We start from the raw sequence: 22,015 nt of genomic DNA, 5'->3' as shown, positions 1-22,015 counted from the left end.
ATGGATATGAATACATTACTTAGCTTATCTTGGCATCTAATGGTACCGGAGTTCATCATTCTTGGGGCGGCCATCCTTCTCTCGCTTCTTGATTTATTTTTGAAGTTTGATCGTAAGTATTTAGGGATTGGTGCGATTGGTAGTGCGGTGCTATCACTTATCGCGTTAATTATGCTATATGGTGAACCAGCTGGTGATATTTTAAGCGGTTCGTTTGTATTAGATGGATTTTCAAAAGGATTTAAAACGTTACTATTAATTGGAGCTGTTCTCGTTTTATGTATGGCGATGAGCGATGATAAAAAAGAGCCGATTCAAGATAAAGGAGAGTACTATTACTTATTTTTAATGGCAGTTCTCGGGGCAATGTTCATGGCATCGAGTGTTGATTTTATTACGCTCTTTATTGGCCTAGAGTTGTTATCACTGTCTTCGTACATTTTAGTGGGGATTCGAAAGAAAAATCGTGCTTCGAATGAAGCGGCGATGAAATATGTCATTAATGGCGGAATTGGAACGGCCATTACGCTTTTTGGAATGAGCTATTTATATGGGATTACGGGTGCGACTAATATAATTGCGATGCAGGAAGTTCTGATGCAAGGTGTGGATGGAAGCATCAGGCTTTTAGTATCACTTGCTTTCTTGCTTCTGTTTGTTGGTTTATCCTTTAAAATTGCGACAGTGCCGTTTCATATGTGGGCGCCAGATGTATATGAGGGTGCCGCGGCACCTGTTACAGCTTTCCTCGGGACAATCTCTAAAATCGCCGGATTTATTATGATGATCAGATTGTTCCTTATGGTATTCGGCGGTATACCGATTCATGGAAGTGAGCAATCCGTATTCAGTAATATGAGTATATATATTGCGATTTTAGCCGGAATTACAATGATTATCGGTAATGTCGTAGCGTTAAAGCAATACAGCGTGAAGCGTCTGTTTGCCTATTCTGGTATAGCTCATGCTGGATATTTACTCGTTCCACTTGTAGCGTTATCGCCATTTACGATGGATAGTATGTGGTTTTATATGTTGGCATACGTGCTGATGAATATAGGAGCTTTTGCAGTCATCCACGGATTAATCTTACAAAGTGGAAAGGAAAATTTAACAATTTTCTCTGGTTTATACAAACGTTCTCCATTTATCTCTGCGGCGATGACCATCTTTATTCTATCTTTGGCAGGAATTCCAGGAACAGCTGGTTTTATCGGAAAGGTTAACATTTTTTTAAGTGCCTTTACAGCTAGTCCAGCTCATTACGTGCTAGCATCAGTCATGATGGGCACAACCGTTATCTCATTTGTATATTATTTCCGTATTTTGCAGCAAATGTTCTTTCGAAAGAGCAGTGAAGAAGACCAGGTACACGTACCGATTAACTTGAAAATTGTTATTAGTTTTTGTGCAATTGCAATCGTATTACTCGGGATTCTGCCGGCGATTGGCTACAATTTCTTTTATGAATATTTTCCACTCATGAAAGATTTCTTCTTTACGGGGAACGTGGTACAATAGTGAAAATAAAAAGTGTAGGGTCACCACTCTACGCTTTTTATTGTGGAGCAGAAGCGTCTAGTAAGACGGAGATGTTTCCGCGGTAGTGCCCCCTTCAGCTTCTTTTGAAGGGAGAACTTTATACTGCCTATTTATAGGCGGGAAAAAGTGTGGTTTCCATTTATATGGGATCGTTTTGCATCCTAAGTAATGGTAAGCCAAACAAAAGGAGTCGATTTTTTTGGCGCAACTTTTAGGGCAACAAGCACTGATTGCGATTGTTTCGCATTTATTGTTTATTACCATTACGTGGTGGGCCTTACAAGGTATTCATATCGAACGCCTGATGAAGTCTGGGAAGGTATTGCAAACGAGGATTTTGCTTATTCTTGTTACGATTGCAATCGGGACATCTGTCAGCAACTTTTTCCTTGATTATTTAGGGTATTCGAAGAGTTTAACGTATTTAGTAAAGTAAGTGTATAGAACCTCATATCTCCGTTAACAATGGGGGTAGGAGGGGATGAAACTTGAAAAGTTTGAAAACAATTCTTATTGTTGTCGTAAGTATTGTCGTATTCTTGGTCGGGTATAAACAGATAAAGCCCGTAAGTGACGAAGAGAAAATGGAGAGTATGATTGCAGCTCTTGAAAAAAACGGAACAGAGATAGAGCGGTGGTCATGGTTAGCACGAGAAACCAAAACCATTTCTACTATACATACGTTTCAAAAATTGTTAAATGAAGTGAAAGAAAAAGCGAATATTCAAAAATGGGAATTGGAACAGTCTCATGATGGATATAAAGCAACGGCATACAAAAAATTTTCTTCCCATGAAGAACGAATAGTAGTAACTTGGAGTAAGGAAAATACTAAAGAAAACACTTTTATTATCTTTGAAGTGAGTGGGTCAAAATGGAACCCTAAAAACATTCAAAAAATGGATAAAATTTTTAGTACAAAACCTAAAATTTACACTTGTGTTCAAGGTGTACTGAATGATAAGATTGAAGGTGTTTTGCAAAATAAAACCAATCAGGTTTTGAAAGATCTTTCAGCAAGAGCGATCGAAGAGATAGAAGAAAGAGCATTTGTGTCAGTCTCCGCATATAATAAAAAGTGGAATGACGCTCTTTCAACAAATAGAGAGAAAATCAATGTGCAAATAGCAATACGTTCTACAGACAACAAAGATACAATTGTGGTTGGCACACCGATCATAACTTCTGAGTATTGAATAGATATTGAAAAAAGGACACGGAGGGGAATAAATTGGAAAAAATCATCGTCCGTGGCGGAAAGCGGTTGAACGGCACAGTGCGTGTTGAGGGCGCGAAAAATGCTGTATTACCAATAATCGCTGCAGCCCTATTAGCGAGTGATGGAAAGAATGTACTATCTGAAGTACCAGTTTTGTCTGATGTATACACAATTAATGAGGTATTACGTCATTTAAATGCTGAAGTCGTATTTGAAAATAATCAAGTAACAATCGATGCTTCAAAGGATTTAAATATTGAAGCACCATTTGAATATGTACGAAAAATGCGTGCGTCCGTTCAAGTAATGGGACCACTATTAGCACGTAATGGCCGTGCTCGTATTGCACTTCCTGGTGGATGTGCGATTGGTTCACGTCCAATTGACCAACATTTAAAAGGCTTTGAAGCAATGGGAGCGAAAGTAAAAGTTGGGAATGGATTTGTTGAAGCTTATGTAGATGGACAATTACAAGGTGCGAAAATTTACTTAGACTTCCCAAGCGTAGGTGCAACAGAAAACATTATGTCTGCTGCTACATTGGCAAAAGGGACAACAATCCTTGAAAACGCAGCGAAAGAACCAGAAATCGTTGACTTAGCTAACTTCTTAAATGCAATGGGAGCAAAAGTACGCGGAGCTGGAACTGGAACGATTCGTATTGAAGGCGTTGATAAATTATATGGTGCACACCATTCTATTATTCCTGACCGTATTGAAGCAGGAACATTTATGGTTGCAGCAGCAATTACTGGTGGAGACATCTTAATTGAAAATGCTGTGCCAGAACATTTACGCTCTATTACAGCGAAAATGGAAGAAATGGGTGTTAAGGTGATTGAGGAAAATGAAGGCGTACGTGTTATCGGACCAAGTAAATTAAAAGCCGTTGATATTAAAACAATGCCTCATCCTGGTTTCCCAACAGACATGCAATCACAAATGATGGCATTGTTATTACATGCTGATGGAACGAGCATGATTACAGAAACGGTATTTGAAAACCGCTTCATGCATGTTGAAGAATTCCGTCGTATGAATGCAGATATTAAAATTGAAGGACGTTCTGTTATTATGAATGGACCTAACAACCTGCAAGGTGCAGAAGTAGCAGCAACTGACTTACGCGCTGCAGCGGCATTAATTCTAGCTGGTTTAGTATCAGACGGTTACACACGTGTAACAGAATTAAAACACCTTGATCGTGGATATGTAAACTTCCATGAGAAACTAGCTGCATTAGGTGCAACAATTGAACGTGTAAACGAAAAAGTAGAAGAAGTGAAGCAGCAACAAATTTCTGATCTTCACGCTTAATTAAAATCGTCTCTATGTCTTTTGACATGGGGGCGATTTTTTTTCTATTACTGTTATAGTCAAGAAATACTCGGCTTATGCACGTTTCATTAAAAATATTTGGAAAATTCGTTTGTTTGAAAAGAAATTTTACTACTACTTCTATGAGAAGAACTTCCTTCCGATATGTTCTAAAAACTTGTCATGCCCCATAAGAATGAAATGAATCCAATTTCATATCGGGGGAAAAAGATGAAAATTTCAAAGCCACTTTTCATTACAATAGCGCTCTTAGTGGCGCTCGTCATTATTGTACCGACCGTACTTGTCATTCCGTTTACGAAAGAGAAGGTAAGTCAGCCGCCTAAAAATCCTCCAGCTGTGCAAAATGTGCCAGCCCCTGAAAAGGTAAATACTGCTGTGCAAGTCGCTGTGTATCGCAGTCAGCAAAAGAAGGTAGAAACAGTGCCGATGGAAGAGTATGTTGCAGGTGTAGTAGCTTCTGAGATGAATGCTAGCTTTGAAATAGAGGCATTAAAGGCACAGGCATTAGCGGCAAGGACATTTATTGTACAGCGTATGTTAAGTGGAAGTAAGGAAAATAATGCGGATGTGACAGATACGGTCAAGCATCAAGTCTACCATAGTAAAGAAGAATTAAAGAGGACATGGGGCAAAGAGTATGAGAAAAACTTGAAGAAGATTGAAGAAGCTGTATCTGAAACAGCCGGACAAGTTTTAACTTATGAAGGTACTCCTATTACAGCGTCCTTCTTCTCAACAAGTAACGGCTATACAGAAAATGCTGCAGACTACTGGGGAAAGGACTTACCATATTTGAAAAGCGTAGACAGTCCTTGGGACCAAGCTGCTCCGAAATTTGCGAGTGAGCAAACTTTTACTGTAGCTGATTTTCAAAAGCGCCTTGGCGTAAAGGTGTTGGAAAACGGAAAAGTCGGTAACATTAAAGAACGTACAGAAGGAAAACGAGTGAAGGATGTAGAGTTTCAAGGAAAAACATTAACAGGAAAAGAAGTGCGAACGAAACTAGAGTTACGCTCTTCTGACTTTACGTGGAAACAACAAGGAAATAACATTGTCGTCACAACGAAAGGGTATGGTCATGGCGTTGGCATGAGTCAGTATGGTGCCAATGGAATGGCGAAAGAGGGAAAAGGGTATACAGATATTGTTGCTCATTACTATAAAGGGATCGAAATTAAGACGCTAAACGATTATGAAGGAAAGTTAATGGCGAAGAACTAAATAAGACGTAGTACCGAGTCCATCATACTAGATGGGCTTTTTCCTTACTGAATTTTGTTCATACAAATGATCTGCATACCAAAAATGTTTGGATATGCAGATCATTTGTATGATAAATATTAAAATAATTGCAGAATAATAAACCTACATTACTGCTTTTAAAAGTTCTTGTACTAATGGGATTACACCACCGATAAATTTTAATACAGCCATTGCGATTTCCATACGATTACCTCCTGTTTGTTGAAATATTAAAATATATAAAACCTTGATACCTCGATTATAGTAAGCGATTTCATGTTTATCAATGTGTTTTTAAATGCAATTTTGCATAATGAATTATAAATCAAGTAATAAATAATTCATGTGGTGAAATATTACTTGTGGATGCGTTCTATAAAGCAGAATTGATTTAAAACTTAGCTTCAGTTTCTCTTGTATGTGTACACTAATAATCTTGTGAAAATAAATGATCTGTTTTATAGGATGTGTTTATGTATAGTAGAGGGATTAGGGCTTTAATACACAATTATGAAGGTAGTTCAAGTCGAAAGAGGGGGATGTTCAAAAGTAGCTATTCAGCTACTTTTGGATATCTCCTTTTTTTTGAAGAGAAGACAATTAGATAATAAGATGTCATTTTTTGTAGAAAACAAAAGAAAGGTTACAATATTTTGTCTAGATGTGCTGTGTTATAATACAGATGTATGTATATATGTAAAATAATAACAGGGGGCATGGAATATGATGATGGATGTACCACTCCTCATTCCAGCAATGTTGGAGAGAGCAGAGAAATATTTTTCAAAGAAGGAAGTTATTTCACGTACTGCATCACGCATTCAAACATTAACATACGGAGAGATAGCGAAACGGACAAGGCGGCTTGCAAGTGTATTAAGTAAAATGGGAATTGAAAAGGGAGATAAAGTCGGAACAATTGCTTGGAATCACCACCGCCATTTGGAAGCATATTTTGCGATTCCAGGAATTGGAGCGGTGTTACATACGATTAATTTACGACTTTCCGCAGATTACATTTCATATATCATTAACCACGCCGAAGATAAAATCATCCTTGTTGATGAAGATATGGTTCCCGTACTCGAAAGTATTCAACACGAAATTCCTCATGTGAAAGCATTTATTATTATGACAGATGATCACGAACTACCTCACACAACACTATCACCAGTATATCATTACAACAAACTACTTGAAGACGGCGACGAAACATTCCCATTCCTAACAAACTTAGATGAAAAAGAACCTGCGGGTATGTGCTACACTTCCGCAACGACAGGGAAACCGAAAGGCGTTGTGTATACACATCGTAGTATAGCGCTCCACAGTTATACGCTCGGCCTTGTAGACGGCGGTAATATATCAGAAGTAGACACTTGTATGCCTGTCGTTCCGATGTTTCATGTAAACGCATGGGGGCTTCCTTTTGCTAGTACATGGTTCGGAATAACACTCGTTTTACCAGGACCACACTTTACTCCGGAAATTTTAGCGCAGCTTATTGAACGTGAGAAGGTGACGATTACTGCTGGTGTACCAACAATTTGGATTGGTCTATTACAAGAACTTGAAAAGTCCCCGTATGATATTAGTAGTATTCGTACGATATGGTCAGGTGGGTCAGCAGCTCCGACAAGTATGATTCGCACCTATGAAGAGAACTACGGAATTGCTTTTAGGCAAATATATGGAATGACCGAAACCAGTCCAGCTGTTGTCATTAACTGTCCAAAATCATATCAGCGTGATTTACCAAAAGAAGAATATTACGAATTGCGCTCCCGCCAAGGTTACTTATTCCCAGGCCTTGAAATGAAGGTAATTGGTCAAGATGGAGAAATTAAGTGGGACGGGAAAGAAATGGGTGAACTGTGCCTCCGCGGACCATGGATTGCTGGTAGTTATTATAAAGACGAACGCACAGAAGAGTCGATGAAAGACGGTTGGCTCCATACAGGGGACATTGTCAAAGTCGATCCTGAAGGGTTTATCAAAATTGCTGACCGGACGAAAGACTTAATTAAAAGCGGCGGTGAATGGATTTCCTCTGTTGATCTAGAAAATGCTTTAATGGCCCATGATAAAGTACTAGAGGCATCCGTCGTTGCCGTTCCGCATGAAAAGTGGCAAGAACGCCCTGTTGCCTGCGTTGTTTTAAAAGAAGGACAAGCAGTAGAACAAGAAGAGCTCTATGCATTATTAGAAGACCAGTTCCCGAAATGGTGGATGCCAGACGATATTTTATTTGTCGAGGAAATCCCGAAAACATCCGTCGGGAAATTCCTGAAAAGAGCGCTGCGTGATCAGTTGAAAACTTATATGGTGAAGCAGAAATAATAGTTGTATGCCGCTCGCTTAGAGTAATATATCGGTGCTTCGATAAAATATATCATACAAATCAATCAAAAAGGGGCTAAATGAGCTCCTTTTTATTTTCGGAATAAATATCATAATTTTCCATTAGTTGTTTGATATAATAAGATAAAAACAATCTGGGGGAGAAAACATGGCGTTACTGGAGCTAAAACAATTGGGTAAGACGAACCAGTTGCAGGTGATTCAGCTTGAAATTGAAAAAGGGCAATGTGTTGTGCTGCAATGTAACAATCATACGGCGAAGGTTTTGCACCGCATTATAATCGGCGAGGAAGAGGCATCGACTGGGAGTGTTCTATTTGACGGGGAGTTGATTCAAAAGCAAGCTTACTCGCGCATTGGTTTTTGCTTTTTAAAAGATGAAGCATACAATCGCTTGAAAGTAAAAGAATATTTCGCCTTTTTATCTGGATTGTATGACTCGAATATTAGCATAGAAGAAGTTGTCCAGTATGTTGGTTTACTAGATAAAATGAACGTTAAAATTGAAAAGCTATCATTTTCTGAAAAACGTCGTCTTCATATTGGCCGGGTCATGATTCATAATCCGGATTTAATTATTTTGGAAGAACCTGAACAAAATGTAGATATAGAAAGCACAATTATCATTCGAAAAGCAATTATGAAGATGAAAGAACAGGGAAAGGCCATCTTTATTACATCATCCTTTTTATCGGATGCACTTTCTCTAACAGAAGATGTGTATATATTAAATCCAGATGGCGTTAAAAAAGTAGAAATTGAGCAGGAAGAAGATGAGGAAATAGACTCAGAAAACGTCGTGCAAATGATGCCGCAAATGAAGCTTGAGAGAATCCCTGCGAAAGTGAATGATAAAATCATTTTGCTTGATCCAATGGAAATTCATTTTATTGAGACGCAAAATGGAACGACGCATATTCATGTTCGCGAGGGAGACTTTGTATGCGCGTTAACATTAAGTGAGTTAGAAGAAAGGTTAAAAGGGTTTGGATTCTTCAGATGTCACCGTTCTTACCTTGTTAACTTACAGCGAGTACGAGAAGTAATCACCTGGACCAGGAATAGCTTTAGCTTAATTTTGGATGATGAACGAAAAAGTTCCATTCCACTTTCGAAAGGGCGAATGGATGAATTAAAAGGTGTGATTGGGCTATAAATGATGCTCCACCCAGCTGAAAATAAGATTCATTCACCGGTAATAATACTCCTTTTATTGGCATTTCACTGCAGAGCTTCTTTGTTTTTCATATGATTAGGTCAAGAAAAGCGAACACAACAAGCAGAGGCGGCAAATGAGCTGCTGAAGCGAAATGATCTATAAAAGAAAAACAAAGGGGATGGCGAAATGACATTGGCAATTGAAATGAAGGATGTAATGAAAACCTTTCATGAAAAAACAGCACTTCGAAATGTAAATATTGAAGTGAAGCAAGGGGAGATCTTCGGATTTCTTGGACCGAGTGGATCAGGAAAAACAACAACAGTGAAAATCTTAACTTCTCAATTGCTTCACAGTGTTGGAAAAGTGAGAGTACTAGGGAAAGATATTACAGGGCCAAATAGTATCGATTATAAACGAATTGGCATTTTAACAGATAACAGCGGCTTATATGAAAGACTTAGCATTTATGATAACTTACTATTATTTTGCGACTTATATGATTGTAAAAAAGAACGAATTGATGAAGTGCTATCGCAAGTGAACTTAATAGAAGATAAAAAAACACCAGTAAAGAAATTGTCAAAAGGAATGAAACAGCGTGTAACTTTAGCACGAGCAATCCTGCACAAACCAGATATCCTCTTCTTAGATGAACCGACATCAGCACTTGATCCAGTCAATGTTCAAAACATTCATAACATCTTAAAAGACTTAAATAGAGAAGGAACAACGATCTTCTTAACAACACACAACATGGATGAAGCAGAAACACTTTGTAATCGTATTGCCTTCTTATGCGGTGGTGAAATTGTAGCACTTGATACACCAGAAAATCTTCGTCTACAATACGCAAAAGACAAAATTGAAGTTGTTTTAAAAGATAAGAAAAAAGAAACAGTGCAAAAAGATGAATTAGGCGCAAAACGTATTTCAGAATGGATGAAAAAAGGAGAGCTTTTATCAATTCATTCTTATGAGCCAACACTAGGGGATATCTTTATTGAAGTAACTGGGAGGGGATTATAATGACATTTTCAATGAGACGTTTATCAGCTATCTTACGTAAAGAGATGCAGGATTTGAAAAATAACGCACAAATATTATTGATGGCAATTTTACCACTTGGATTGGCGTTGTTTTATAAGCAAATGGGAGATGGTAAGGAGTTTATGGGAGGGATTGTAATCGTCATGGTATTATGTATGGTTACAACAATCTCGCAGGCAACCCTTATTGCAGAAGAGAAGGAGAAACATACGTTACGTGTGCTTATGCTATCTCCTGCATCGTCAGTTGAAATTATTATTGGAAAAGCACTACCAATCATTATTTTAACGTTTGCTATAAGTTTTCTTAATTTATTTATATTAGATATTTTACAGGGAAGTATTTTGCTCATGTTTATGGTGATTTTATTAGGAACATTGCTATTTATCGTATTTGGGACAATTATTGCTCTTTTAGCTAAAAATTTAGTGCAAGTTTCTGTTATTGCATCACCGATTGCAATGATCTTACTCATGGCTCCATTTTTAAGTCATTTTATAAAAAATGATGTTTTGAAAAAAGTGTTATCTTATTCACCGACAAGCCATATTTTTGATGCGGTTGTAAGTATAGTAGAGGATAAAGGTTTCTCTGCAATTGACACAAACCTATTAAATATCTCCATTTGGTTAATCATCTCAATTATTTTGTGTCTTATTGTCTACAAAAAGAAACAACTAGACTAAAAAACTGAGCCAAAGCGCTCAGTTTTTTCTTTTTTCTATCATTTCCTCGGAAATTTTGCAATTCCTATACATATTTTTACAGATTTTGTCGAAAAGTAATTAGTTATAGGTTGTATAGGATGAATGAATATTGTTCAAAATGATTGCTGAGGTGATGATAGAATGCGAGGAAGGAATAATAAAAAGTCGCGGAAGGTAGTTCATTTATTTCAAAAACGTTGGGTATTTCCTGCACTATATATTGCATGTGCAGCGATAATCTTAACAGTTGCTCTATGGTTCCAGGCAGCGAATCCAAAGAAAGCGCCTAATAACGAGCAAGCAACGCCGTACGGTCAAACGGAAAATCCAGCAGTGCCAGTAACAAAATCTTCAGAAGTGGTGAAAATGCCAGCTGCAACGAATGTAGATGTTGTTGTGAAGAAGAAGTTCTATGAGGATGGAGCACCGGAGAAAGAGCAAGAACAAGCACTTGTCTTTTATAACAACACATATTCTCCTAACAAAGGAATTGATATTGCTGCGAAAAACGGGAAGGAATTTGATGTTACAGCTGCTTTAAGTGGTACAGTAAAAAAAGCGGAAAAAGATTCACTTCTCGGTTATGTTGTAACAGTGGATAACGGAAATGGTCTTGCAACAACTTATCAAAGCTTAGGCAGTGTAAAAGTAGAAAAAGGTGCAAAAGTTGCACAAGGTGAAGTATTAGGAAAATCCGGTTTAAGCGCAATGAATAAGGAAGCAGGTTCCCATGTACACTTTGAAGTACGTAAAGATAATGTAGCTGTAAATCCAGAGCGTTACCTTAACAAACTTGCGACAGACGTAAAAGCAGAGGCAGGAGCAGCGAAAGCGACAAATGGCTCAGCTGATGAAAAAGCAACAAATGGTAAAACGGATGAAAAATCACAAAAAGAAGAGAAATCAACTTCAGCTGATGAAAAGCAGCAAAAAGAAGAGAAGTCAACGAATGGTTCAGCTGATGAAAAACAGCAAAAAGAAGAGAAATCAACGAATGGTTCAGCTGATGAAAAACAGCAAAAAGAAGAGAAATCAACAAATGGTTCTACGGAATCATCTAGCGACTCTTCTTCTACACAAGAATAGTAAAACGAAAAAATCAGTTCTCACTAGGGGAACTGATTTTTTTATTATTATATAAAAATGGTTCATTTCGAGAGAAAGATAGCAATAACAAGGAAATTGGACAGAATTCTCGAATATATATTAAGAAAAGGAGGGGATTCTATGTCGTTTTTATTTGTTCTGTCGATTGCTCTTATTTTGTTGTTTATCTTATTTACTTTATATTATTACATCGCTAGTAAGAAAGAAGTTCCCCACCATCAATTATTAGAGGAAGAATGTGATCAGGAAGAATGACGCTCCTAAAGCAGGGGTGTTTTTCTTTTTATACAACTATTGGAATTTCTGGTTTTAGCACGTATAATACTAATTGTGATTTTTACATAAGAAAGCAATATTGAGGTGCAGTATGTTGTAAAAAGTACTGTGTTTTTTTGTTGTGTTTGAGGGGGAGTTTTAACTTGGAAGCTAGAAAGGGTAAAAGTTCAAAAAAGCTGTTAATTTTTATTGCTGCAGCGGTTGTGTTGATTGGTGGAATTGTATTTGCTGTTTTTAGTAAAGGTACTAAAGAAGAGAAAGTACCTGTTTTGATGTACCATCATTTACTTAAGGAAAAAGAAAAAAATGAAAATCAGAAATTCAAGAATATGGATTCAATTTTATCGGTAGAAACATTTGAACAACAAATGAAGTATTTAGCTGATAATGGTTATAAAACGTTGACATTAGAAGAATTCGAGGGATTTGTAAAACATAAGAAAAAATTACCTGATAAAAGTGTTTTAATTATTTTTGACGATGGTTGGAAATCAAATTATGTGTATGCATATCCAATTCTAAAAAAATATAAAATGCATGCAGCGTCATTCCCAATTACATCTAAATTAAAAGATGGTGAAGAAAAGTTTGATGCGAAACAATTACAGTTTCTTAGCAAATTGGATATTCAGAAGATGAAGGATACTTTTGAATTTGGGAGTCATTCACATGATCTTCATAATGAACTTAGTAAGGGAAAGGTTGATTTTGTAACTAAACCAATCGCTGATGTAAAAAAAGATATTGAATTAAGTAAAAATGTTTTAAATACAAAATATTTTTGCTATCCATTTGGAGCGTATGATGAGAATTCAATTAAGTTATTAAAAGAATTAGGTTTCCATTTAGCATTTACTACAAATGCTGGGTATGCTAGACCAGATAATGGGCCCTTGGAAGTCAACAGCTTTGTAATGAAGCCGCAAATGAATATGGATATATTTACTGATATAGTTTCAGGTAATTATGAGGCAGTAAAAAAATAAGATGACGTTAATTAAATAATGTGTGTAAGTGAAAGAGTGTATAGGGATGATTGTGAAATCATTCCTATACACTCTTTTTTTTAATTTCTCAAACAAAATTGTAATTTTTCTTAACTTAGTCCGCAAAAATACCGAACTTGTAGCATATATCAGTAATGTGGGCAATACAATGGTATAAACCAATGCAAAGAGAGTGTTTGAGGTGAGAAATCGTGAATCATTTCATTATAAATTCCAGAATGTTTAACGCTTACAAACAGCACTCGAATTTACTTCTTAGTCATATGCAGCGAGTCTCATTTCACACTTCTCACATCCAATTTAGGGAGGCGAGTGGTGTGCACGATTACATCAAAGAGAGAACTATCAAGATTGGCAAGTATATCGTGGAGACAAGAAAAACAGTTCGTGTGATTGCGAAAGAGTTTGGGGTATCAAAGAGTACAGTTCATAAAGATTTGACAGAACGTTTACCAGAAATTAATGCAGAGCTCGCAAATGAAGTGAAAGAAATTCTTGATTATCATAAGTCGATTCGCCACCTAAGGGGCGGGGAAGCGACGAAGCAAAAGTATCGAAAAGAAGATACAGAAAAAATCGTGCGGCAATAATTCAGTATACGGCAAACATTCCTTGATCATTACGGAACATTTTTCAGAAGAATTATTTTTTCAAATATTACGTTTCCGTTAAAATTATGATAAAATCAGGAATTAGGTGTAAAAGAATTCGGGTACAACCTGATTTTGAATATCAAGGAGGAAAAAGCAGGAATGTTTGCGAGAGATATCGGAATTGACCTAGGCACGGCTAACGTATTAATTCATGTAAAGGGTAAAGGGATCGTTTTAAACGAACCGTCTGTTGTAGCAATTGATCGCAATACTGGAAAAGTATTAGCGGTAGGTGAAGAAGCAAGAAGTATGGTAGGACGTACACCTGGTAATATTGTAGCGATTCGTCCGCTTAAAGATGGTGTAATTGCAGATTTCGAGATTACAGAAGCAATGTTAAAGTATTTCATTAACAAACTGGACGTGAAGAGCTTCTTTTCAAAACCTCGCATTTTAATTTGTTGTCCAACAAACATCACATCTGTCGAACAAAAAGCAATTCGTGAAGCCGCTGAACGTTCAGGTGGTAAAACAGTATTCTTAGAAGAAGAACCAAAAGTAGCTGCTGTTGGTGCTGGTATGGAAATCTTCCAACCAAGCGGAAATATGGTTGTTGATATTGGCGGAGGTACAACAGATATTGCCGTACTTTCAATGGGTGATATTGTTACCTCCTCCTCTATCAAAATGGCTGGTGACAAGTTTGATATGGAAATCTTAAACTATATTAAACGCAAGTACAAGCTATTAATCGGGGAACGTACATCAGAAGACATTAAAATTAAAGTCGGTACAGTATTCCCAGGTGCACGTAGTGAAGAACTTGAAATTCGTGGACGTGACATGGTAACAGGTTTACCACGTACAATCACAGTATGTTCAGAAGAAATTACAGAAGCGTTAAAAGAAAACGCCTCTATCATTGTACAAGCTGCAAAAGGTGTACTAGAACGTACGCCACCAGAATTATCTGCAGACATCATTGACCGCGGCGTGATCCTAACAGGCGGCGGCGCATTACTACACGGTATCGACATGCTTCTAGCAGAAGAATTAAAAGTACCAGTACTAATCGCTGAAAATCCAATGCACTGTGTTGCTGTTGGTACAGGCATTATGTTAGAGAATATTGATAAATTGCCAAAGCGTTTATTGAAATAGTTATAGAAAAATTTTTGAAGAGGCTTACCAATAAATTTGGGAGGCCTCTTTATTTTTTTCAGATATTATTCCCTCTAAAACTCCTCATGTGAGCCGGAATTTACCTACATCTATTTATGAAAATTACTTAGATCAATCCGAAAAGGATGAACTCAATTAGTCGATATGTATGGACCTTTTGGTCGTTCTTTTTTATTTTAGGATATATAAATGTAAACAGGTAAGTATTTAAGTCGAAAAATGGTAGATTTATTAAACATAAAGGTTCAATTTTGTCAGATTTAATGATATTCTAGTATTTGTAAATTTGAAATTAAGTTTGTAAATTTTAAGTTAAGATAGGAAATTAATTCAAAATCTATTTTGGGTATGTAGTTAACAAAATTAACAAATATAGGATGGGGACGTAGTTTGTGTGTGGGAAAAGAGGGGGACAATAAAATGAAGAAAGTTTTGATAGTGGCGCAAAATTTTTATCCAGAAATCGGCAGCGCTGCCAATCGTATTAAGAATATCTATTCAGAGCTAACTGAAAAAGGATATGATGTCACAATTCTTACAACAGATCCTCGTTATCCAAATCAAAATTTATATAAAAATCAGGAATTTTGGGATGAGGAGTTCTTAGACAACGAGAAAATAATTCGTGTTAAGCCGAAAACAAGAAAGTATACGAATAACATGATTAGAAGACTGTTTTTATATTTAGAGATTACTTTTCGATTCATTATGGCTATCTTTGGAATGAAAGAAAAATATGATCATGTATTTGTTTCAACACCCCCTATTTTTATAGGCTTAGCAGGTATATTTGCGAAAAAAAGGTTAAAGGCTAATCTCATTTTAGATGTTCGAGATTTATGGCCGGAATCTTTGTTGGGGGTTGGTGTTTTCTCAAATCGATTTGTATTATCTATTGCTTATGGTTTAGAGAAGTTTTTATATCGTTCAGCGGATCGAATTATTGTAAATAGTGAAGGATTTATTCCATATATTGAGTTGAAAGGAATTCCAAGGGGCATTATATCTTTTATGCCCAATTCACTAACAGAGAAAGAATTAAAGATGGTAACACATCAGCCAGCAATGGACGCTAAGAAGCAAGAGCATATTACAGTGATTTATACGGGGAACATTGGCTTAGCGCAAGATATTAGAAAATTAATTGACGTTGCAGAGCATTTGAAGAATTACGAGCATATTAAATTCAAAATTATTGGTTATGGATTTAAAAGCTATGAAGTAGCAGAAGTTATTAAGAGAAAAAGTCTTTCCAACATACAAATTGTTAAGGCAAAAAGTCGTAGTGCTACTTTGAAAGAAGTTGCGAAGGCGCATATTGCATATGTTAGCTTAGTAGATGAAAAAGTATTTCAAACAGTATTACCAGGAAAAATAATTGACTATATGTGTATGCAGAAACCTATTGTTGGAGACGTGTCTGGCTATGCAAAGAAAGTTATTACAGAAGCAGAGTGTGGCATTATCTCACATGATCGTACAGTTGAAGAGTTAGGAAAGCATATTTTAACTTTAGCTGAAAACGAAGTGGTGAGAAGAAGGAAAGGGAAGAATGGACACGGTTATGCTTTTCAACATTTAAGGTGGAAAAACAACATCAAAGTACTAACTAACTTAATGGAGGAACAGGATGTCACAGCAGAAAGTTTGTATGTTCGTATGGAACCACTTCACAAATGATGCACGTGTTTTAAGAGAATGTACTGCATTAGCTGAAGCTGGATATGAAGTAGATTTAATATGTATTCATGATTGGAAACAACGTGACCTGCCGAAGTGGGAAATGCGAAAAGAAGGATTTACAGTTACACGTGTAAATAATCGCCTGCTGCCTTTACAGAAAGTATTTGGGGCAGTAAATCGTGTGAAGCAATTTGCTATGAAAAATGTGATTACAAAGTTACTATTTGCTGCGGGTGCTGCTTTTGCATTATGGAAGTTTCCGATTGTTACAGCAGTTTTATTGTTATTTGCCATTTTATTTTCTACAAAAAAAATTAGAACTTTAATTATTCGTTCATATATTTTGAGCCAAATGGTGAAGAATGGTTTAAAAAAGAAATATGATTTATATCATTCTAATGACCTGAATACGTTGCCACAAGGATGGTTATGTGCAAAAGTATTTAGAAAGAAAAAACTAATTTATGATTCACATGAAGTGCAGACAAGTCGTACAGGATATAACAGTAAAATTTATGGGATTATGGAAAAATTCTATTTAAAATATGCTGATGTAATGATTATGGAAAATCATACACGTGCAAAATATGCAGAGGATTTGTATGGATTCTATCCAAAAGTGATTCATAATTACCCTTTCGTTACACAACCAGAACAAAGTGATTCGGTTGATTTACATAAGATGCTAAATCTTCCAATAGAAGAACCAATACTTTTATATCAAGGTGGTATTCAAACAGGAAGAGGATTAGATAAATTAATACAAGCAGTTCCAATGTTTGACAGAGGAACAGTTGTGTTTATTGGTGATGGACGTATTAAACCCGACTTACAAAAAATGGTCATGGAATTAGGATTAGAAAACAAGGTAAAATTTATTCCAAAGGTACCCGTAAATGAATTGCTACATTATACTAAAAATGCTTATCTAGGTTTTCAGGTGTTAAATAATGTTTGCTTTAATCATTACTCAGCCTCATCTAATAAATTATTTGAGTACATGATGAGCGGAGTACCTGTTATTGCTTGTAGTTTCCCTGAAATTCAACGTGTTGTAGAAAAAGAGTACATAGGTGTTTGTGTAGATTCACATGATCCAGCTTCCATTGCTGAAGGTGTAAACTATTTACTTAATCATTCAGAAGAACGTGAAAAAATGAGACAAAATTGTTTTACTGCACGTGGGAATTATAATTGGGATAATGAAAAAAATGTCTTTGTAGATATATATAAGGGTTTGCAATAACGTAAAGAATAGAAGGTTATTTTCTATTTTTACGTTATTGTATGGTTTAGAAGATGGGAATGATGGTTGTTGAGAAAAGTGAAGTTAAGTGTAGTAATTACAAACTATAATAAAGAACAATATTTAGTTCAATGCCTTCAGTCTGTCATAAATCAAACATTAAAAGACATTGAGATTATTGTTGTAGATGATGGATCAACGGATAATAGTATAGAAGCTTTACAGTATTATGAAAAACAACATAAGCATTTAACCGTCTATACGCAGAAGAATGCAGGGGTAAGTGTTGCACGTAATGTTGGGCTTCAACATGCGAAAGGGGAATATGTTACATTTTTAGATGCAGATGATTATGTCGATCCAACAGCGTATCAAAAGTTATGGGAGCTGGCTAATCAGGAAAAAGCAGATATAGCCATCGCAAATATTACTTGTTTTAATGAGCATAGACGTTGGCCGCTTTCATATATGAAAAAAGTATTTGATAAAAAACTGCCGGTTATCAGACAGATTACAACGAATCCAGAATTACACTTTACTCCATCTGCTAGTAACAAAATATTCAAAAGAGAGTTGTGTAGACAACATGATCTTATTTTTGATGAAGGCTTATGGGTAGGAGAAGATTTATTATTCACTCAAAGGTGTTTACTTCTTTCTGAACGTATTGCGGTGCAAGATATTCCACTTCTGAATTATAGAGTGTTAGATAATGGGGGGAATTTATCTAAAAAAGCGAACATTACATTTTTTGAACAGTTAGTCACCTTACAAAAGAAGTTAAAAGATTTGTATATGGATCTTCAAAAAGCCTCATCTATTCATTTTATTGAAGGAAGACAATGGAAGTTTTTTGTTGATTCTATTATTTTGAAAGGTTCTAGTTTTTCAAAAGAACAGATCTCTCAGGTTATTCAACTGGGAAATGAATTTTTATCAAACGTATGCGTTTCAAATATTACAGAGAATTTAAATATACGTGATCAATTAGTAACAGAAATGATTAAACAGAATGACTGTGTATCATTAGAAAAGTTATTAGTTATTATTCAAGATGAATCGATTTCGAAAGAACATGTTTATGAAAATGAAAATTATTATTACTACCTTTACCGATTTTTTCCTCGATATAAGGCTTTGTTGCGAGTCAGTAAGTTAATATTGAATCATCGAATCGAAGGTATAAAACTTCGTCAAGATGTTCTAACACTTAGTGGGTATGCCTTTATTGAAAATATGTCGACAAAGAGAATAAAAAAAGAATTGGTATTTCGTAAAAAAGGAACTACTAAAATAATTCAACTAAAAAGCTCCTTACGTACCGATATAACATATCTATTTTCTAACAATACCATTGATTATAATGATGCGGGGTTTGAAACAATAGAAGTCAATGTGAAAGATTTGTTAGAAGAGGGAGAATGGAAAATATCTATACGCCTCAGCATAGGGAATACTGTTGTAGAAGAACCAATGAAGGTTCTATTAGCGCAGTTACGCAATAATACAAAGCATCAAAATATAAATCCATTAGAAATTAGAATGAAATATACAAATAGTGAAGCTACAATTTACATTCGTAAGTGTAATCAGAAACAGCACATAATGAATAAATATCATGAAATAAAACGTGCAATGCGCTATGATATAGGTCTTTTAAAAAGGAAAAAGTATGCAGCATTTTTTGCAATCATAGCTTATAAATTATTTGGTTCATATTTTCGTAGAAAAAAGGTATGGTTAATTGGTGAAAGGCGAGATACAGCGCAAGATAATTCTTATCACTTGTTTACCTATATCCGAAAAGAAAACCCTAAGATTCCAATCTTTTATATTATTGATAAGGAATGTAATGACTATAAGAATATTGAAAATCTAGGTAATATTATTCAATTTGGGAGTTTTAAGCATACATTTTATTTGTTGATTTGTGATAAAACGATTAACAGTTATTCAGAAACAGCAAATATGTACACAGAAGATTATAAACATATTTTAAAGTACTATCCAGAATGGCAACAAAATAAGAAAATCTTTATTCAACATGGAGTAATAGGCGTAAGTCGAGTAAATCATGTATTAAATAAAAATCGGATGGGATATTCTTTATTTGTTGTATCTTCTCAATTTGAAAAGGATCATATTGTAAAAGAATTTGGTTATGCAGAAGACGAAGTCATCGTAACTGGGCTTGCACGCTGGGATGCATTGCAAGATGAAAGCAAAGGGAATGAAATCTTGCTGATGCCAACTTGGAGAAGCTGGATTAAAACAAAAGAGCAATTGGAAGAATCGAAGTATTGGCAAACGTATATGTCTTTTTTACAAAGCAAAGAGCTTCACCGAATATTAGAAGAAAAAGATTTAACCTTAACATTCTTCCCACATTATCAGACTCAAAAATTTGGTGCGGAAATGCCTGTATTTCATGAAAGAATTAAAGTTGTTAAGCAGGGGGAAGAAACAGTACAAAGTCTATTAAAAAGACATCAATTATTAATTACAGATTATTCTACTGTTTCATTTGATTTTGCTTATATGAAGAAACCCGTTATTTTCTATCAATTTGATTATGATGAATTTTATTCTAGGCATTATAATGAGGGGCCGATTGATCATAAACAAGATTTATTTGGTCCTGTGGTGATTGATTTAGATATGGTTTTTCAAAGTATATTACAATATTTTATAGAAGAAAATTCGTTTTTCACCTTCCAAAGTAAAAGAAAAAAATACTTAATACAAGATACACGTTTACATTGTGAGGAAATATTAAAAAATATATGTAGATTAGAGGAAAGCAAATTATGAAAGTTATTACTATTGGAACAGGAAGTCAGTTGTTATTCGAGTTATGTAACAAGCCAGGTATATCTTTAATTGATAGCATATGCAAAACAAATGTAATGAGTTTAATGTCTAAACCAATCAAAGGATTACAGCAGCAAACTAAAGTAGAATTAAATCGCTATGCACTAGAACAATTGCAAAAAGGATATTTTAAACGGTTATCTCAAAAGGTAAAAGAGAGTGATTATATCATTATAGATTTTTTGGATGAAATGTATAGTTCGGTAAAGGAAAATGGAAGTTTTATTACTTTAAATTATGATGTTCAAAATAGTTCATTAATGAAAGTTTTAAAAGAGAATGAAATTTATCCAAATGAGCTTAATGAAGAATGGTACAGTATATGCTTATTATTAATAGATGAGTTAAAAAAGTTAATTTCTAACAAAAAGATCATCCTTCATGAAATGTATTTAGCAGAAAAGTACAAAAAAGACGGGGGATTATTAGAGTTTTCTAATGTAGAAGAGATTAGAAAAATTAATAAAATTTTAAAGGGGAAATATGAATTCTTTAAAGAAAATTTTGAGGGGATTAATGTTATAAATATAAATCAGAACTATGCAGATGCTAATCATAAGTATTTATTAAGGCCACATTTACTAAGTGTTAGTTATTATGAATGTCTGCATGATGCTTTATGTAATAATCTTACTGTGAAGCAGGAAGACAGTCATGAGGATTCAAAGAATAGAATACTAATATTCGGAAGTTGTGATTCTAGAGACATTTTTAGAGTATATGAGGAGCAAAATGGACGTCCGAAATATGAAATAATAGACTACTATGCTCGGAGCAGTTTGGCTAGTATAACATCGAAGCCAATACCATATGAAGAAGAGCAAATATCTTTGAGTAGTAATTTTAGAAGAAAATCATTACATAGAGACTTAGATAAGACCTTTGTAAAGAACTTAAAAGATATTGCTAAGAAAGTAGATTATTTAGTAATAGACTTTATGGAAGAGCGCTTTGATATTTTAAGGTATAGCAATGCATATCTGACAAGAAGTTGGGAGTATCGAGAATCAAATTTACAAAACGAGTTTAATGCTACTGTATTAGATCGATTTGATTCAGATGTAACAAGAATTTGGGAGGAGAACTGTCTTAAGTTCATTGAGGAACTAAAAAAACATTTGAATCCAAAGCAAATTATTTTAAATGAAGTTCAAATGGTAAATTCTTATTTAAAAGAAAATCAGATGCATTTATTTGAAAATCAAGACTATATTCGTAAGTTCAATGAACTATTAGCTCATTATCATCAATATTTTAAAGATAATTTTCCAGGGATAAATGTAATTAGACCGAATGATGAGGGCTATTTCTATTGCGATGCAAAACATTTGTGGGGATGCTTCCCATATCATTTTAATGATAGATATTACTTAGAGTTAGAGAAACAAATTGATGAAATTATAGGCTAGGCACAGTTAGAAAGGTGAGT

The 22,015-nt window shown here is 35.1% G+C and carries 18 protein-coding genes; all 18 read left to right on the top strand.

Translation table 11 applies throughout. The annotated features are described in order from the left end of the window. Positions 1-6: 6 nt before the first annotated feature. Positions 7-1,521, top strand: coding sequence for an NADH-quinone oxidoreductase subunit NuoN (gene nuoN / locus KFD70_RS04590; RefSeq protein WP_336451710.1), 1,515 nt, complete (start codon positions 7-9; stop codon positions 1,519-1,521). Between the two features lie 220 nt (positions 1,522-1,741). Beyond that, positions 1,742-1,978 carry a DUF1146 family protein gene (locus tag KFD70_RS04585; RefSeq protein ID WP_003202077.1) on the top strand — a complete coding sequence of 79 codons (237 nt, stop codon included), beginning with the start codon at positions 1,742-1,744 and terminating at the stop codon, positions 1,976-1,978. A gap of 52 nt (positions 1,979-2,030) precedes the next feature. Further along, complete coding sequence (locus KFD70_RS04580; protein WP_336451572.1) at positions 2,031-2,738, top strand: YwmB family TATA-box binding protein; 708 nt, start codon at positions 2,031-2,033, stop codon at positions 2,736-2,738. A gap of 35 nt (positions 2,739-2,773) precedes the next feature. Further along, entirely contained in the window at positions 2,774-4,078 is a 1,305-nt protein-coding gene (murA, locus tag KFD70_RS04575) for a UDP-N-acetylglucosamine 1-carboxyvinyltransferase (protein WP_336451573.1), read from the top strand. Between the two features lie 231 nt (positions 4,079-4,309). Next, entirely contained in the window at positions 4,310-5,323 is a 1,014-nt protein-coding gene (spoIID, locus tag KFD70_RS04570) for a stage II sporulation protein D (protein WP_336451574.1), read from the top strand. Positions 5,324-6,067: 744 nt separating this feature from the next. After that, entirely contained in the window at positions 6,068-7,684 is a 1,617-nt protein-coding gene (locus KFD70_RS04565; RefSeq protein WP_336451575.1) for a long-chain fatty acid--CoA ligase, read from the top strand. A gap of 169 nt (positions 7,685-7,853) precedes the next feature. After that, the gene (locus KFD70_RS04560) at positions 7,854-8,861 is read left to right on the top strand and encodes a LytTR family transcriptional regulator DNA-binding domain-containing protein (RefSeq protein WP_336451576.1); all 1,008 of its coding nucleotides are present in this window, start codon (positions 7,854-7,856) and stop codon (positions 8,859-8,861) included. A 189-nt stretch (positions 8,862-9,050) separates the two neighbouring features. Next, positions 9,051-9,893 (top strand): ABC transporter ATP-binding protein, encoded by an 843-nt coding sequence (locus tag KFD70_RS04555; protein WP_336451577.1) that lies wholly within the window; start codon positions 9,051-9,053, stop codon positions 9,891-9,893. After that, positions 9,893-10,600 carry an ABC transporter permease gene (locus KFD70_RS04550; protein ID WP_336451578.1) on the top strand — a complete coding sequence of 236 codons (708 nt, stop codon included), beginning with the start codon at positions 9,893-9,895 and terminating at the stop codon, positions 10,598-10,600. The genes KFD70_RS04555 and KFD70_RS04550 overlap by 1 nt, the downstream gene beginning before the upstream one ends. Positions 10,601-10,762: 162 nt before the next feature. Then, the gene (gene spoIIQ, locus KFD70_RS04545) at positions 10,763-11,707 is read left to right on the top strand and encodes a stage II sporulation protein SpoIIQ (protein ID WP_336451579.1); all 945 of its coding nucleotides are present in this window, start codon (positions 10,763-10,765) and stop codon (positions 11,705-11,707) included. A gap of 141 nt (positions 11,708-11,848) precedes the next feature. Next, on the top strand, positions 11,849-11,983 hold the full coding sequence (locus KFD70_RS04540) for an ABC transporter ATP-binding protein (protein ID WP_174100448.1): 135 nt from the start codon (positions 11,849-11,851) through the stop codon (positions 11,981-11,983). Positions 11,984-12,147: 164 nt separating this feature from the next. Further along, positions 12,148-12,990, top strand: coding sequence for a polysaccharide deacetylase family protein (locus KFD70_RS04535; RefSeq protein ID WP_336451580.1), 843 nt, complete (start codon positions 12,148-12,150; stop codon positions 12,988-12,990). A 338-nt stretch (positions 12,991-13,328) separates the two neighbouring features. After that, positions 13,329-13,601 (top strand): sporulation transcriptional regulator SpoIIID, encoded by a 273-nt coding sequence (gene spoIIID, locus KFD70_RS04530; RefSeq protein ID WP_336451581.1) that lies wholly within the window; start codon positions 13,329-13,331, stop codon positions 13,599-13,601. Between the two features lie 162 nt (positions 13,602-13,763). Next, on the top strand, positions 13,764-14,765 hold the full coding sequence (locus KFD70_RS04525) for a rod shape-determining protein (RefSeq protein WP_174100446.1): 1,002 nt from the start codon (positions 13,764-13,766) through the stop codon (positions 14,763-14,765). A 441-nt stretch (positions 14,766-15,206) separates the two neighbouring features. Next, a complete protein-coding gene (locus KFD70_RS04520; RefSeq protein ID WP_336451582.1) occupies positions 15,207-16,466 on the top strand; it encodes a glycosyltransferase family 4 protein in 1,260 nt (419 codons plus the stop codon). Further along, on the top strand, positions 16,417-17,715 hold the full coding sequence (locus KFD70_RS04515; RefSeq protein WP_336451583.1) for a glycosyltransferase: 1,299 nt from the start codon (positions 16,417-16,419) through the stop codon (positions 17,713-17,715). The genes KFD70_RS04520 and KFD70_RS04515 overlap by 50 nt, the downstream gene beginning before the upstream one ends. A 78-nt stretch (positions 17,716-17,793) precedes the next feature. After that, positions 17,794-20,526 (top strand): glycosyltransferase, encoded by a 2,733-nt coding sequence (locus KFD70_RS04510; protein WP_336451711.1) that lies wholly within the window; start codon positions 17,794-17,796, stop codon positions 20,524-20,526. Further along, positions 20,523-21,995 carry a DUF6270 domain-containing protein gene (locus KFD70_RS04505; RefSeq protein WP_336451584.1) on the top strand — a complete coding sequence of 491 codons (1,473 nt, stop codon included), beginning with the start codon at positions 20,523-20,525 and terminating at the stop codon, positions 21,993-21,995. The genes KFD70_RS04510 and KFD70_RS04505 overlap by 4 nt, the downstream gene beginning before the upstream one ends. Positions 21,996-22,015 lie beyond the last annotated feature (20 nt).

Source organism: Bacillus pfraonensis (assembly GCF_050768835.1).
Classification (GTDB): Bacteria; Bacillota; Bacilli; order Bacillales; family Bacillaceae_G; genus Bacillus_A; species Bacillus_A pfraonensis.
Note: the sequence above shows the minus strand (reverse complement) of the source record. Positions and strands in the feature narration are given on the sequence as shown.